A 13,741-nucleotide genomic window follows, 5' to 3' on the forward strand; every position below is an offset into this window, starting at 1 on the left:
CCGGCGTCCGGCCCGGTGCGGCCCGGTCCGGCCCCTCAGGCCGTGACGAAGTCGATCAGTTCCTCGACCCGCCCCAGCAGCGCCGGTTCCAGGTCCTTGTAGCTGTTCACCCGGGACAGGATGTGCTGCCAGGCCGCTCCCGTGTTCGGCGGCCAGCCGAGCGCTCGGCAGACCCCCGTCTTCCAGTCCTGCCCCCGCGGCACCGACGGCCAGGCGGGGATGCCCAGCGACGACGGTTTCACGGCCTCCCACACGTCGATGTACGGGTGCCCGACCACCAGGACGTGCGGGTCCGTCACCGACTCCGCGATTCGGGTCTCCTTGGAACCCGGCACCAGATGGTCCACGAGCACACCCAGCCTGGCGTCTGCGGCCGGTGCGAACTCGGCGACGACGGCGGGCAGGTCGTCGACGCCCTCCAGGTACTCGACGACCACGCCCTCGATGCGCAGGTCGTCGCCCCAGACCTTCTCCACCAGCTCCGCGTCGTGGCGGCCCTCCACGTAGATGCGGCCCGCGCGGGCGACCCGGGCCCGGGAGCCGGGCACCGCGACCGATCCGGAGGCCGTGCGGGTGGGCCGCGCGGGCGTACCGGACGAGGGCCGCACGAGGGTGACCAGCCTGCCCTCCAGCAGGAAGCCCCGCGGCTCCATCGGGAACACCCGATGCTTGCCGAAGCGGTCCTCCAGCGTCACCGTCCCCGCCTCGCACCGGATCACCGCACCGCAGAAGCCCGTGGAGACCTCCTCGACCACCAGGTCGGGCTCGGCGGGTACCTCAGGAACCGGGGCTGACCGCTTCCACGGGGGCGTCAGATCGGGACTGTAGCTGCGCATCCGCCAGACGCTACGACACCCCGAAGCGCTACGACACCCCGAACCGCCGGGCCAGTTCATCGCGTTGGGCGCGTACGAACGCGGCGTCCACCGCCGCACCGTGCCCCGGGACGTACACCGCGTCCTCCCCGCCCAGCGCGAGCAGCCGGTCCAGCGCCGCCGGCCAGCGGGACGGGACGGCGTCCGGTCCGGCCTGCGGGTCGCCGGACTCCTCCACCAGATCGCCGCAGAAGACGACCTCGTGGTCGCCGGGCACCAGCAACACCAGGTCGTGACGGCTGTGGCCCGGCCCGACGTTCGCCAGCATCACCTGGCGGCCGCCGAGGTCGAGCGTCCACTCGCCGGACACGACGTGCCGCGGGACGACCAGGGCGTCGGTGGCACGGGCCGCGTCCTCCGGCGGCATCCCGTGGCGGATCGCGTCGTCGCGCAGCACGGCCCGGTCCCGGAGCAGCTGGCTGTCGACGCCGACCGCGCCGTACACCTCGGCCCCGGGGAACGCGGCCGTGCCGAGCACGTGGTCGAAATGGGGATGGCTGAGCGCGATATGCGTCACACGCCGGCCGCCGAGGAGGGACTCGGCCTGGGTCCGGAGCTCCGCCCCCTCGCGGAGCGTCGAGCCCGTGTCGTACAGGAGCACCGCACTCTCGCCGGCCACCAGGCCCACGGTCGCGTCCCAGCCGGGCAGGCGCCGCCGCCCGACGCCGACGCCGAGCCGTTCCCAGCCGAAGTCTTCCCAACGGACGTCCATACGGCGACGCTATCCCGGAGCGAGCAGTGGCGTCATGGCTCGTCGCGACGGGGTAGGGTGCCCGGCCGCCCTTGCTAGGGACGTACCTCCCGGCCGTACACTGGGCCCGGTAAAACTGGCACTCAGTGAGGCCGAGTGCCAGGCCAGGGCCGAAGGACCGCCGAGGAACCACAGCTGGAGGTGTGCGCCATGCTCAGCGAACGCAGACTCGAGGTGCTGCGCGCCATCGTCCAGGACTACGTGGGCACCGAGGAGCCCGTCGGCTCCAAGGCCCTCACCGAGCGGCACAGCCTCGGGGTCTCGCCGGCGACCGTGCGCAACGACATGGCGGTGCTGGAGGAGGAGGGCTTCATCGCCCAGCCCCACACCAGCGCGGGCCGCATTCCCACGGACAAGGGCTACCGCCTCTTCGTGGACAGGCTCGCGGGCGTCAAGCCGCTGTCGTCCCCGGAGCGCCGGGCGATCCAGAACTTCCTCGAGGGCGCGGTCGACCTCGACGACGTCGTCGCCCGCACGGTGCGGCTGCTTGCGCAGCTGACCCGGCAGGTCGCCGTCGTCCAGTACCCGTCGCTCACCCGCTCCACCGTGCGGCACGTGGAGCTTCTGGCGCTCGCGCCGGCCCGGCTGATGCTGGTGCTGATCACGGACACCGGACGGGTCGAGCAGCGGCACGTCGACTGCCCCGCGCCCTTCTCCGACACGTCGCTCGCCGACCTGCGGGCCCGACTCAACAGCCGCGTCGTCGGACGGCGGTTCACCGATGTGCCGCAACTGGTGCAGGACCTTCCCGAGTCCTTCGACCTGGAGGACCGCGGCACGGTCTCCACCGTGCTCTCGACCCTCCTCGAGACCCTGGTCGAGGACACCGAGGAACGGCTGATGATCGGCGGCACCGCCAATCTGACGCGTTTCGCGCACGACTTCCCCCTCACCATCCGGCCCGTGCTGGAGGCGCTGGAGGAGCAGGTCGTGCTGCTGAAGCTGCTCGGTGAGGCCAAGGACTCGGGCATGACCGTACGGATCGGGCACGAGAACCTCCATGAGGGACTCACTTCCACATCCGTCGTCGCGGTCGGCTACGGTTCGGGCGACGAGGCAGTCGCCAAACTCGGCGTGGTCGGACCGACCCGCATGGACTACCCCGGAACGATGGGAGCGGTACGCGCAGTGGCACGTTACGTCGGACAGATCCTGGCGGAGTCGTAAGTGGCCACGGACTACTACGCCGTACTGGGCGTACGCCGCGACGCGTCGCAGGACGAGATCAAGAAGGCATTCCGGCGGCTCGCACGCGAACTCCACCCGGACGTGAATCCGGATCCGAAGACGCAGGAGCGCTTCAAGGAGATCAACGCCGCCTACGAGGTGCTGTCGGACCCGCAGAAGAAGCAGGTCTACGACCTCGGCGGCGACCCGCTGTCCGGCGCCGGAGGCGGCGGTGCGGGAGGCTTCGGTGCCGGTGGCTTCGGCAACTTCTCCGACATCATGGACGCGTTCTTCGGGACCGCCTCCCAGCGCGGGCCGCGGTCGCGGACGCGGCGCGGTCAGGACGCCATGATCCGGCTGGAGGTCGAACTCAACGAGGCGGCGTTCGGCACCACGAAGGACATCCAGGTCGACACCGCCGTCGTCTGCACGACCTGCTCGGGCGAGGGCGCCGCACCGGGCACGTCGGCTCAGACGTGCGACATGTGCCGCGGCCGCGGTGAGGTGTCGCAGGTCACCCGGTCCTTCCTGGGCCAGGTCATGACCTCGCGGCCGTGCCCCCAGTGCCAGGGCTTCGGAACCGTCGTCCCGACCCCGTGCCCGGAGTGCGCGGGCGACGGGCGGGTCCGGTCGCGTCGCACCCTGACCGTGAAGATCCCGGCGGGTGTCGACAACGGCACCCGCATCCAGCTCGCCGGGGAGGGCGAGGTCGGCCCGGGCGGCGGCCCCGCCGGCGACCTGTACGTCGAGATCCACGAACTGCCGCACCCGGTCTTCCAGCGCCGCGGCGACGATCTGCACTGCACGGTGACCATTCCCATGACCGCGGGTGCGCTCGGCACGAAGGTTCCGCTGGAGACGCTCGACGGCATGGAGGAGGTCGACATCCGCCCGGGCACCCAGTCCGGCCAGTCGATCCCGCTGCACGGCCGCGGTGTCACGCATCTGCGCGGCGGAGGACGTGGCGACCTGATCGTCCACGTCGAGGTGCAGACCCCCTCGAAGCTCGACCCGGAGCAGGAGCACCTGCTGCGGGAGCTGGCGAAACTGCGCGGCGAGGAGCGGCCGACGGGCCAGTTCCAGCCGGGTCAGCAGGGGCTGTTCTCCCGCCTCAAGGACGCGTTCAACGGCAGGTGAGCCGGGCGTGCCCCGCGCAGCGGCCCCGGCGGGCCGCGTCCCGCCCGGAGGCCGGGCGGTGTGGGGCCCCGTCCGCATCCGGGGCGGGGCCGCGGTCCGGCGGGCCGGGGCCCCGCTCGCCCGTCCCCGCGGTCCGTCGCGGCGCGCGTGGCAGAACCCCCGGAAGGGGCGGAGGCCGGGATTCGGACGTGGCGGCCGGACGTGGCACCATGCGGGCATGTCCTCCGCGCTGACCGATCTCTGCCGTTACCCGATCGTGCAGGCCCCCATGGCGGGTGGCGCCTCCTGTCCGGAACTGGCCGCCGCCGTGTCCGAGGCCGGAGGGCTCGGGTTCCTGGCCGCCGGGTACAAGACCGCGGACGGGATGTACCAGGAGATCAAACAGCTCCGCGGTCTCACCGGGCGGCCGTTCGGCGTGAACCTTTTCATGCCGCAGCCCGCCTACGCCGACGCGGCGGCCGTCGACGTCTACCGGCACCAGCTCGCCGGAGAGGCCGGCTGGTACGACACACCGCTCGGGGACCCCGACTCGGGCAGGGACGACGGCTACGAGGCCAAGCTGGCCATCCTGCGGGACGACCCCGTGCCGCTGGTGTCGTTCACGTTCGGCTGTCCCACCCCCGCCGCCGTCACCCGGCTGAAGCGGGCCGGGACGCTCACGGTCGTCACCGTCACCACGCCCGAGGAGGCGCTGGCGGCCCAGAACGCGGGCGCCGACGCCGTCTGCGTCCAGGGCGTCGAGGCCGGCGGCCACCAGGGCACGCACCGTGACGATCCCGCCAACGACGGCGCCGGCATCGGGCTGCTCGCGCTGATCGGGCAGGTCCGCGAGGTCGTGCCGCTGCCGGTGGTCGCGGCCGGGGGCATCATGCGCGGGAGCCAGATCGCCGCCGTCCTGGCCGCCGGGGCCGAGGCCGCACAGCTCGGCACCGCCTTCCTCGTCTGCCCCGAGTCCGGCGCGAACGTGCTGCACAAACAGGCCATGACCAGTCCGCTGTTCAACAGGACCGAGCTGACGAGGGCGTTCTCCGGCCGCCCCGCCCGCGGCCTGGTGAACCGGTTCATGAGGGAGCACGGGCCGTACGCGCCCGCCGCCTACCCCGAGGTGCACCACCTCACCTCCGGCCTCCGCAAGGCCGCCGCCAAGGCCGGTGATCCGCAGGCCATGGCCCTCTGGGCCGGCCAGGGCCACCGACTGGCCCGTGACCTCCCCGCCGGTCGGCTCGTCGAGACCCTCGCCGCCGAGACGGCCGCGGCCGCCTCCGCCCTCGCGCTCCGGAACCCCGCATGACCGCCCCCGTCTTCCTGGTCGAGCACGTCCGCACGGGTACCGTCACCCTGGACGGGCCCGAGGGCCGGCACGCCGTCTCCGTGCGCCGGCTGCGCGTCGGCGAGGAGGTCGTCCTGACCGACGGCCGGGGCGCGGGAGGCTACGGCACCGTCGCCGCCGTCGAGGGCAAGGACCGCCTCGACGTCACGGTCACCGCAGTGCGCGAGGAGGCGGAGCCCGCGCCCCGGATCACGGTCGTACAGGCCCTGCCCAAGGGCGACCGCGGCGAACTCGCCGTCGAGACGATGACCGAGACCGGCGTCGACGCGATCGTGCCGTGGGCGGCCGCCCGCTGCATCACGCAGTGGAGGGGCGAGCGCGGCGCCAAGTCGCTCGCCAAGTGGCGCTCCACGGCCCGTGAGGCGGGCAAGCAGTCGCGCCGGCTCCGCTTCCCCGAGGTCGCGGAGGCCGCCACCACGCAGCAGGTCGCGGGGCTGCTCGCCACGGCGGATCTCGCGGTCGTGCTGCACGAGGAGGGCGCGGAACCGCTCGCCACCGCGCAACTGCCGTCCGCCGGGGACATCGTGCTGGTCGTGGGGCCGGAAGGGGGAGTCTCCCCGGAGGAGTTGGCCACCTTCGCCGAGGCGGGCGCCAAGCCCTGCCGCCTGGGCCCGAGCGTCCTGCGGACCTCCACCGCGGGCACGGCGGCGACCGCCCTGCTGCTCGGCCGCACCGGCCGCTGGTCCTGAGCCACGACGCCCCCACCGGCGTCCGGACCCGCGGGCCCGAAGGCACCTCCCCGTCTCGCGGGCCCGAAGGCGGGTTACCGCCACCGGCGTGCCGCGGGAGCGGCGTCACCCGCCCCGAGGACGGCCCGCAGCCGGGTGCCGGCGCCCTCGCGGGTGAGGGGCACCGCATCGCGGCAGGTGCCGTCCCGGTGCGGTCGCCGCGCGATGACCAGAACCGGACGGCGGCCGCGGACGACCGGTCCGCCCAGGCCCGCGGGCGTCACCCACACGGCCCACGGCACGGGGCCGTTGGCCGCAAACGGACTACCGCGCCCCTCCCGCCCCTGGCACGCTGCCGCCCATGACGGCCCCTTTCCGTGCCCCCCTCCGCCTGCTCGCCACCGCCGTCTGCGCGGCCGGGACCGCGTCCGTCCTCGTGGCGTGCGAACCCGGTACGTCCGGTGGACTGAGTGCCATGGCGGTGTCGTACACCACCGACATCGCGGGAACGCGGGCCCTGGAGAACGAGGGTGTACGCGTCCGCTGGCTCAGTTGCGCGGCGCGGCTCGACAGCCCCGCGAGCGCCTCCCCTTCGGCCCGCGCGGCGGCCGGCGTCGACTGCGAGGGCGAGACCGACGACGGCGGGAAGATCACCATCGGCGGCACGGTCACCCAGGAGATCGGCGGCCGGTGCGTGCACGGCGACCTCACGGCGAAGTCCGACGGCCGCCGGGTCTTCCGCGCCTACGTCCTCGGCGACTGCAACGCCCCTCTGCCCACTCCCGCCAGGACACCGGCGCCGCCTCCCGTCCCGGGTGACGGCGGTGCACCGCGCCCCACCGTGACCGTGACCGTGACCGTCACCGAGACCCGCACCCCCCTGGCATAGCGCCCGTGGCCGCCACAGGCACCGAACGGGCGGGACCCGGCCGCGCCTTTCGCCGGGTGAGGCCGGGCCCTTGCCCGGTCAGGCCCGCGCCTCCGCCGATCGCGGGCGGTGCCCCGGCGCGCCGGGCAGCGGTGGCGGCCCGGTCCGCACGGCAGCACCCCGCCAAGGCGCACCCCGGCACCGATACGATGCGGTTCCACTGATCGTCGGAGTCGTGAAGGGGCCCGGACCATGGCGGGAGAACCGCAAGCCGACTGCCTGTTCTGCAAGATCGTGGCGGGGGAGGTACCGGCCACCGTCGTCCGGGAGACGGACACGACCGTCGCCTTCCGGGACATCAACCCGCAGGCACCGACGCACGTGCTGGTGATCCCCAAGGTCCACTACCCGGACGCCGCCACGCTCGCCGCGGCCGAGCCCGGCGTCGCCGCCGACATACTGCGCGAGGCCGCCGAGGTCGCGGCGATGGACAAGGTCGACGCCTCCGGCTTCCGCATCGTCTTCAACACCGGCGCCGGTGCCGGCCAGACCGTCTTCCACACGCACGCCCACGTCCTCGGCGGCCGTGGGCTCGAATGGCCGCCCGGGTAGAGCGCCACCGACAGCCACGGAGCCCACCTTGTCCGTACGCGAACTGGTCGTGCTCGGCACGGCCAGCCAGGTCCCCACCCGCCACCGCAACCACAACGGCTATCTGCTGCGCTGGGACGGCGAGGGCATCCTCTTCGATCCGGGTGAGGGCACCCAGCGGCAGATGCTGAGGGCCGGGGTGGCCGCGCACGACATCAACAGGATCTGCGTCACCCACTTCCACGGCGACCACTCCCTCGGCCTTGCGGGGGTGATCCAGCGCATCAACCTGGACCAGGTGCCGCACCCGGTCACGGCCCACTACCCGGCGAGCGGGCAGCGGTTCTTCGAACGGCTCCGCCACGCGACCGCCTACCGCGAGACGGTCCGGCTCACGGAGGCCCCGGTCGCCGACGGCGGAGTGCTCGCCACCACGCCCTCGTACACGCTGGAGGCGCGCCGCCTGGACCATCCCGTCGAGTCCTTCGGCTACCGGCTGACCGAGCCCGACGGCCGCCGCATGCTGCCCGGGCGCCTTGCCGCGCACGGCATCGAGGGCCCCGACGTGGGCCGCATCCAGCGGGAGGGCGCCCTCGGCGGGGTCGCGCTGGAGGACGTCAGCGAGGTGCGGCGCGGACAGCGGTTCGCGTTCGTCATGGACACCCGGCTCTGCGACGGCGCGCAGGACCTGGCCGAGGGCTGCGACATGCTGGTGATCGAGTCGACTTTCCTCGACGAGGACGTCTCGCTGGCCGAGGACCACGGCCATCTCACGGCGGGACAGGCGGCCCGCCTGGCGCGCGATGCGGGCGTACGGCACCTGGTGCTGACACACTTCTCCCAGCGCTACAGCGAACCCGACGAGTTCGAGCGGCAGGCCCGTGCGGCCGGCTTCGAGGGCGAACTGTCCGTGGCCCAGGACCTCGTACGGGTCCCGGTCCCCAAACGCGCGGCCTGATCCACCCGCCGACGTCCGAGCGAGCACCGATGTCACTCATCCCCAAGGCCGAACTGCATCTGCACATCGAGGGCACCCTCGAACCCGAGCTGGCCTTCGCGCTGGCCGAACGCAACGGCGTCGACCTGCCGTACGCCGGCACCGAGGAGCTGCGCAGGGCCTATCTCTTCAGCGACCTGCAGTCCTTCCTGGACCTGTACTACGGGCTGATGGCCGTCCTGCACACCGCGGACGACTTCACGGAACTGGCCGACGCGTATCTGGCGCGAGCCGCGGCCCAGGGGGTGCGGCACGCCGAGATCTTCTTCGACCCGCAGGCCCACACGGAACGCGGCGTCCCCATCGGCACGGTCATCGAGGGCCTCGCGCACGCGCTGGACCGCGCCGAGGAGCGGTACGGCGTCTCGACCCGGTTGATCATGTGCTTCCTGCGCGACCGGTCGGCGGAGTCCGCGATGCAGACGCTCGACGCCGCGAAGCCCTATCTGCACCACATCACCGGTGTGGGTCTCGACTCGGCCGAGGTGGGGCACCCGCCGTCGAAGTTCCGCGAGGTGTACGCGGCGGCCGAGTCACTCGGCCTGCGGAAGGTCGCCCACGCCGGCGAGGAGGGGCCGCCCGCGTACGTGCGCGAGGCGCTCGACGTGCTCGGCGTCGAACGGATCGACCACGGGCTGCGGTCCGTGGAGGACCCCGAACTGGTCGAGCGGCTCGCCCGCGAGCAGGTCCCGCTCACGCTGTGCCCGCTGTCGAACGTCCGCCTGCGTGCCGTCGACACCCTGGAGGACCATCCGCTGCGGGCCATGATGGACGCCGGTCTGCTCGTCACCGTGAACTCCGACGACCCCTCCTACTTCGGCGGCTACGTCGGCGACACCTTCCACGCGGTGCGCGAGGCGCTCGGGTTGAGCCAGGAGCAGTTGCGGGAACTGGCCCGCAATTCCTTCCGTGCGGCCTTCCTGGAGCACGACGAGGCGCGCCGCGAGCGCTGCCTCGCCGAGGTCGCCGGCTACGACTTCGACCGGGAGTGACGCGGGGCTGCCCGGCGCCCGGGCCCGCGCATCGGCGGCGGTCCGGACTCGCCGGTCGCCGGGCCGGTGCGACCGCGGCCGTCCGGGCAGCGGTCGACGGCCCGCCCGAGCGGTCGTCCCACCAGGCTCTTGCGCCGGCCCGCCACGGGGCCGGGCCGAGTCGGCGTCGGGCTGCACGGCGGGTGCTGGTCCCGGCGCACCCGCGCGGAGCGCCACGCCTGATCGGCGCCCTTCGGACGGAGCACGGGGCACCGGTCGCCGGGGTCCCTCAGGAGGCCAGGACCTTCGCCGTGCCCGCAGGGGCGATGTCGGGCACCGGGACCGGGATCTCCGCCAGCACCGCGGGTGCCGCCGCGCCGCGGCGCCGGACCGCGGCGGGTACCGGCAGCGGCACGGGCACCAGGCGCCGGCCCGAGGTGTGCAGGGCGACCGCGGTCATCGGTACGGCCGCGACCAGCAGGACCGCGCTGAGCACGAGTCCCATGCCCGGGTAGCCGGCGTGTGCCGACAGCAGGCTCCCGGCCGTCGGGCCGCACGCCACGCCCAGCGAGGTGGCGGAGCCGACGAGGACGGCCCAGCGCCCGCGGGCGTCGAGCGAGGCGGCGAGGCCGATCAGGTACGAGAGCACCACCGGGTAGAAGGTGTTCCACAGGATCTCGCCCACGGCGAAGGCCACCAGGTCGCGCGCGGACGAACTGACCACGACGCAGCAGGCGATGAGAGCCGTGCCGACGCCGATCGGGACCGCCCGCCCGAACCGCGCGCCCACGGCCCCGGCGACGACGACCCCGGTGAGTCCCGCGCCCAGCGCCACGGCGAAGACCGCGCCGACGGTGACCTCGCTCAGTCCGGCCTGCGTAATGCCTATCCGGCCGCTCACGCCCCACAGCGCGTTCTGCGCCATCGCCCAGCAGAGCACGGCCGCCGCGAGGACCGCCCCGGAGCGGCGGTGGGGGAGCGGGTTCCGGGAGGGGTGGGGGCCCGGCAGGCCCTGGACGCCCGGCACCCTCACCCGGGCGCCGGGGCAGTCCAGGCGGCGGGTCGCGGGCCATGCCGCGAGCGCCGCGAGCGTGAGCGCCGCGAACGGCAGGGCGTGGCCGCCGCCGAGCCGCGGGATCGTCAGGTACAGGGCGCCCGCGGTGGCAGACACCGAGAGCAGCCCGAGCGCGGTCACCCGGTGGGGGTCGTGCTGGGCGGCGATGCCCGCCGCCGCGACAGCGGTCGCCGTGCCGGAACCGAGGCCGCCGAGCGCGACGCCGGTGACGGCCACCGGCACCGCGGACGTCAGCGCGACCGCGCCGTAGCCCGTGAAGGCGAGGAGGAGTCCGACGCGGGCGAGGCGGCGCGGCCCGAACCGCTCGACCCGCGACGCCAGCGCGAATCCGGCGGCGGAGGACGCCAACAGCAGGACGGAGCCGACGAGTCCGGCCTGGGTGGGGGCGAGGCCGAGCCCGGCGGAGAGCCGGCCGACGACGGTGGGGAGGAGGTAGGCGGCGAGGTGGCCGACCGCGAAGACGGCGACGATCGGCCACGCGGCGCGCAGGCGCGAGGACATGGGCGTTCCCGGGAACAATGGGGTGAAGGCATGGGGATCCACCACGCCCCTGGGGCGAGGAGGAGGGAGGAGCGCCCGGTGTCTTCTGCACGGGAACGCGCGCCAATTTGTATCAAGCGCCCCCGGCGGCGGAGAAGCCGGGAAGATGTGATGCGGGACACATTTGGTTTGTGTCGCGACCGGTCGGGTAGCAGAGCGCCTTCTCCATGGTCGGGCCCGGTTCCGGGCCGGCCACGGACCCGGTCCGCCGGCCCTGTGCCGGAGTCCGGATCAGGCACACTGGCCTGATTCGCACCGCTCTTTGCACCGCACCGCACGGCAATCCGGGAGCCACCGTGATCACGACCGACGGAGAGCAGCAACACAGCGCGCACGTCGACCCGTTGGGTGCCCTGCGCTCCGGAGGGGACCCGGCGTGCGACGTGTTCCTCACCGGCACGGTCTTCCTCGACATCATCTTCACCGGACTGGACACCGCGCCGGTGCGCGGCACCGAGACCTGGGCGCGCGGGATGGGTCAGAGCCCGGGCGGCGTGGCCAACATGGCCACCGCGCTGGCGCGGCTCGGCCTGCGCACCTCCCTCGCCGCGGCGTTCGGCGACGACTTCTACGGCGACTACTGCTGGGACGCCCTGGAGCAGGGAGAGGGCATCGATCTCTCCCCGTCGCGGACCGTCCCCGGCTGGCACTCCCCGGTGACGGTCTCCATGGCGTACGAGGGCGAGCGCACGATGGTCTCCCACGGGCACGAGGCCCCGCTGTCCGAGACCGCCCCCGCGGCCGCCCCCCGGGCGCGGGCAGCGGTGGCCTCCCTCGTGCCCGGCCGCGTCGAGCCCTGGATCGCGGAGGCGGCCGGGCAGGGCACCCGGATCTTCGCCGATGTCGGCTGGGACGACACCGGGCGCTGGGACCTGCGTGCCCTGCACGACCTCGGACTGTGCGAGGCGTTCCTGCCCAACGCCGAGGAGGCGATGCGCTACACCCGCACCGACTGCCCGCGCGCGGCCGCCCGCGTACTGGCCGAGAGGGTGCCGCTCGCCGTCGTCACGCTCGGCGCGGACGGCGCGTACGCCGTGGACGGCGCCACGGGCGAGACGGCCGAGGTTCCGGCGATCGGCGTCGAGGCGCTGGACCCCACGGGGGCCGGTGACGTCTTCGTGGCGGGCTTCGTCACCGGAACCCTCGCCGGTTGGCCCCTCGCGGACCGTCTCGCCTTCGCCGGACTGACGGCCGCGCTGTCCGTCCAGGAGTTCGGCGGCTCGCTGTCCGCGCCCGGCTGGTCCGAGGTGGCGGCCTGGTGGCAGTACGTCCAGGGCTGCGAGGACCAGGACCCCGAGGCGCTCGAGCGCTACGCCTTCCTGGCCCGTCTCCTCCCCGCCCCCGACCGCCCCTGGCCGCTGCGTCGTGCGGTGCCCACGATCGGCTTCCGGCGTCCGGTCTGACACCCTGCCGCGCCCCCGGACCGGAGCCCCTCCCGAACACCCCGTACGCGTCCCGGACCCCTCCCGCACCGGCCCGCGCGGCGGCTCCGTGCCTGCCTCGCCGCTGGTCCGCGCCCGCCGTCCTCCGCCCCCTCCCGTCACCCGTGCCGGGTGCCGTTCCCCGTCCCACCCCTGCGTTGCCGCCCGGGTCTCGGGGCGGGCCGGGCGGGGGTTCTCCAGCGGTGGGGAAATCCGCTTCGGGACCATCCGTGCGGGGTCGTACGCTGGTAACCCAGAGGTTGTCGAGCAGCGAGAACCCTGCAACGGGAGGTATGCGCAGGCCAGAGTGCCGGCCCATGACTCAGACACCCACAGACCAGACCCTCGCGCCGGGGCAGGCACGAGCCCATTTCACCGTCCCCGCGAAGCACCCGATGGTGACCGTGCTCGGTTCTGGTGATTCCCTGCTGCGCGTGATCGAGCAGGCGTTCCCGACCGTGGACATCCACGTCCGCGGCAATGTGATCAGTGCCGTCGGCGAAGAGCCGCAAGTCGCACTGGTCCAGCGCCTTTTCGACGAGATGATGCTGGTGCTCCGCACCGGACAGCCGATGACGGAGGACGCCGTGGAACGCTCGATCGCCATGCTTCGCGAGGAAGGCGGGGGAGCGGCGGCCGAGACCCCTTCCGAGGTCCTCACCCAGAACATCCTGTCCAGCCGCGGCCGCACCATCCGCCCCAAGACGCTCAACCAGAAGCGCTACGTCGACGCCATCGACAAGCACACGGTCGTCTTCGGCATCGGCCCCGCCGGCACCGGCAAGACGTACCTGGCGATGGCCAAGGCCGTACAGGCCCTGCAGTCCAAGCAGGTCAACCGGATCATCCTCACCCGGCCCGCGGTCGAGGCGGGCGAACGCCTGGGCTTCCTGCCCGGCACGCTCTACGAGAAGATCGATCCGTATCTGCGGCCGCTGTACGACGCCCTGCACGACATGATCGACCCGGATTCGATCCCGCGCCTGATGGCCGCGGGCACGATCGAGGTGGCGCCGCTGGCGTACATGCGCGGCCGTACGCTCAACGACGCGTTCATCATCCTCGACGAGGCGCAGAACACGAATCCGGAGCAGATGAAGATGTTCCTGACGCGTCTCGGCTTCGACTCGAAGATCGTGATCACCGGTGACGTCACCCAGGTCGACCTGCCCGGCGGGACCAGGAGCGGTCTGCGCCAGGTCCGGGAGATCCTGGACGGCGTCCCGGATGTGCACTTCTCCCTGCTGACATCGCAGGATGTCGTCCGGCACAAGCTCGTGGGCCGTATCGTCGACGCCTACGAGAAGTACGACAGCCGCAACGGCAGCAACGGGAAGTGAATCCGGTCAG

General features: G+C 73.4%; 13 protein-coding genes. 10 read left to right on the forward strand and 3 right to left on the reverse strand.

The window, feature by feature from the left end; translation table 11 throughout:
* Positions 1-35 precede the first annotated feature (35 nt).
* Both AB0J10_RS07580 and AB0J10_RS07585 read right to left on the reverse strand, forming a co-directional pair.
* Positions 36-836, reverse strand: a complete 801-nt coding sequence (locus tag AB0J10_RS07580) for a DUF3097 domain-containing protein (RefSeq protein WP_363058799.1) — start codon at positions 834-836, stop codon at positions 36-38.
* Between the two features lie 28 nt (positions 837-864).
* Positions 865-1,587: an MBL fold metallo-hydrolase gene (locus AB0J10_RS07585; RefSeq protein ID WP_363058801.1), complete on the reverse strand. Its 723-nt coding sequence runs from the start codon at positions 1,585-1,587 to the stop codon at positions 865-867.
* 189 nt (positions 1,588-1,776) lie between these two features.
* Between AB0J10_RS07585 and hrcA the strand changes: the two genes are divergently transcribed.
* From hrcA to AB0J10_RS07625, 8 genes are all read left to right on the forward strand, one after another.
* Positions 1,777-2,793, forward strand: coding sequence for a heat-inducible transcriptional repressor HrcA (hrcA, locus tag AB0J10_RS07590; RefSeq protein ID WP_363058803.1), 1,017 nt, complete (start codon positions 1,777-1,779; stop codon positions 2,791-2,793).
* Entirely contained in the window at positions 2,794-3,930 is a 1,137-nt protein-coding gene (gene dnaJ / locus AB0J10_RS07595; protein ID WP_269730439.1) for a molecular chaperone DnaJ, read from the forward strand.
* 217 nt (positions 3,931-4,147) lie between these two features.
* The gene (locus AB0J10_RS07600; protein WP_363058806.1) at positions 4,148-5,221 is read left to right on the forward strand and encodes a nitronate monooxygenase; all 1,074 of its coding nucleotides are present in this window, start codon (positions 4,148-4,150) and stop codon (positions 5,219-5,221) included.
* Complete coding sequence (locus AB0J10_RS07605) at positions 5,218-5,949, forward strand: 16S rRNA (uracil(1498)-N(3))-methyltransferase (protein WP_363058808.1); 732 nt, start codon at positions 5,218-5,220, stop codon at positions 5,947-5,949. The genes AB0J10_RS07600 and AB0J10_RS07605 overlap by 4 nt, the downstream gene beginning before the upstream one ends.
* Before the next feature lie 340 nt (positions 5,950-6,289).
* Positions 6,290-6,817 carry a hypothetical protein gene (locus AB0J10_RS07610; RefSeq protein ID WP_363058810.1) on the forward strand — a complete coding sequence of 176 codons (528 nt, stop codon included), beginning with the start codon at positions 6,290-6,292 and terminating at the stop codon, positions 6,815-6,817.
* Positions 6,818-7,048: 231 nt separating this feature from the next.
* The gene (locus AB0J10_RS07615; protein ID WP_363058812.1) at positions 7,049-7,408 is read left to right on the forward strand and encodes a histidine triad nucleotide-binding protein; all 360 of its coding nucleotides are present in this window, start codon (positions 7,049-7,051) and stop codon (positions 7,406-7,408) included.
* Positions 7,409-7,436: 28 nt separating this feature from the next.
* On the forward strand, positions 7,437-8,345 hold the full coding sequence (locus AB0J10_RS07620) for a ribonuclease Z (protein WP_363058814.1): 909 nt from the start codon (positions 7,437-7,439) through the stop codon (positions 8,343-8,345).
* A 29-nt stretch (positions 8,346-8,374) separates the two neighbouring features.
* Positions 8,375-9,376 (forward strand): adenosine deaminase, encoded by a 1,002-nt coding sequence (locus tag AB0J10_RS07625; RefSeq protein ID WP_363058816.1) that lies wholly within the window; start codon positions 8,375-8,377, stop codon positions 9,374-9,376.
* A gap of 268 nt (positions 9,377-9,644) precedes the next feature.
* On the opposite strand, the gene AB0J10_RS07630 is transcribed toward AB0J10_RS07625, so the two are convergent.
* Positions 9,645-10,931, reverse strand: a complete 1,287-nt coding sequence (locus AB0J10_RS07630; RefSeq protein ID WP_363058818.1) for an MFS transporter — start codon at positions 10,929-10,931, stop codon at positions 9,645-9,647.
* A 335-nt stretch (positions 10,932-11,266) separates the two neighbouring features.
* Here AB0J10_RS07630 and AB0J10_RS07635 point away from each other — a divergent pair, with 335 nt between their 5' ends.
* A complete protein-coding gene (locus AB0J10_RS07635) occupies positions 11,267-12,373 on the forward strand; it encodes a PfkB family carbohydrate kinase (RefSeq protein ID WP_363058820.1) in 1,107 nt (368 codons plus the stop codon).
* A gap of 335 nt (positions 12,374-12,708) precedes the next feature.
* Positions 12,709-13,731 carry a PhoH family protein gene (locus tag AB0J10_RS07640; RefSeq protein WP_363058822.1) on the forward strand — a complete coding sequence of 341 codons (1,023 nt, stop codon included), beginning with the start codon at positions 12,709-12,711 and terminating at the stop codon, positions 13,729-13,731.
* Positions 13,732-13,741 lie beyond the last annotated feature (10 nt).

Origin of the sequence: Streptomyces sp. NPDC049887 (assembly GCF_040656535.1) — a bacterium.
GTDB lineage: Bacteria > Actinomycetota > Actinomycetes > Streptomycetales > Streptomycetaceae > Streptomyces.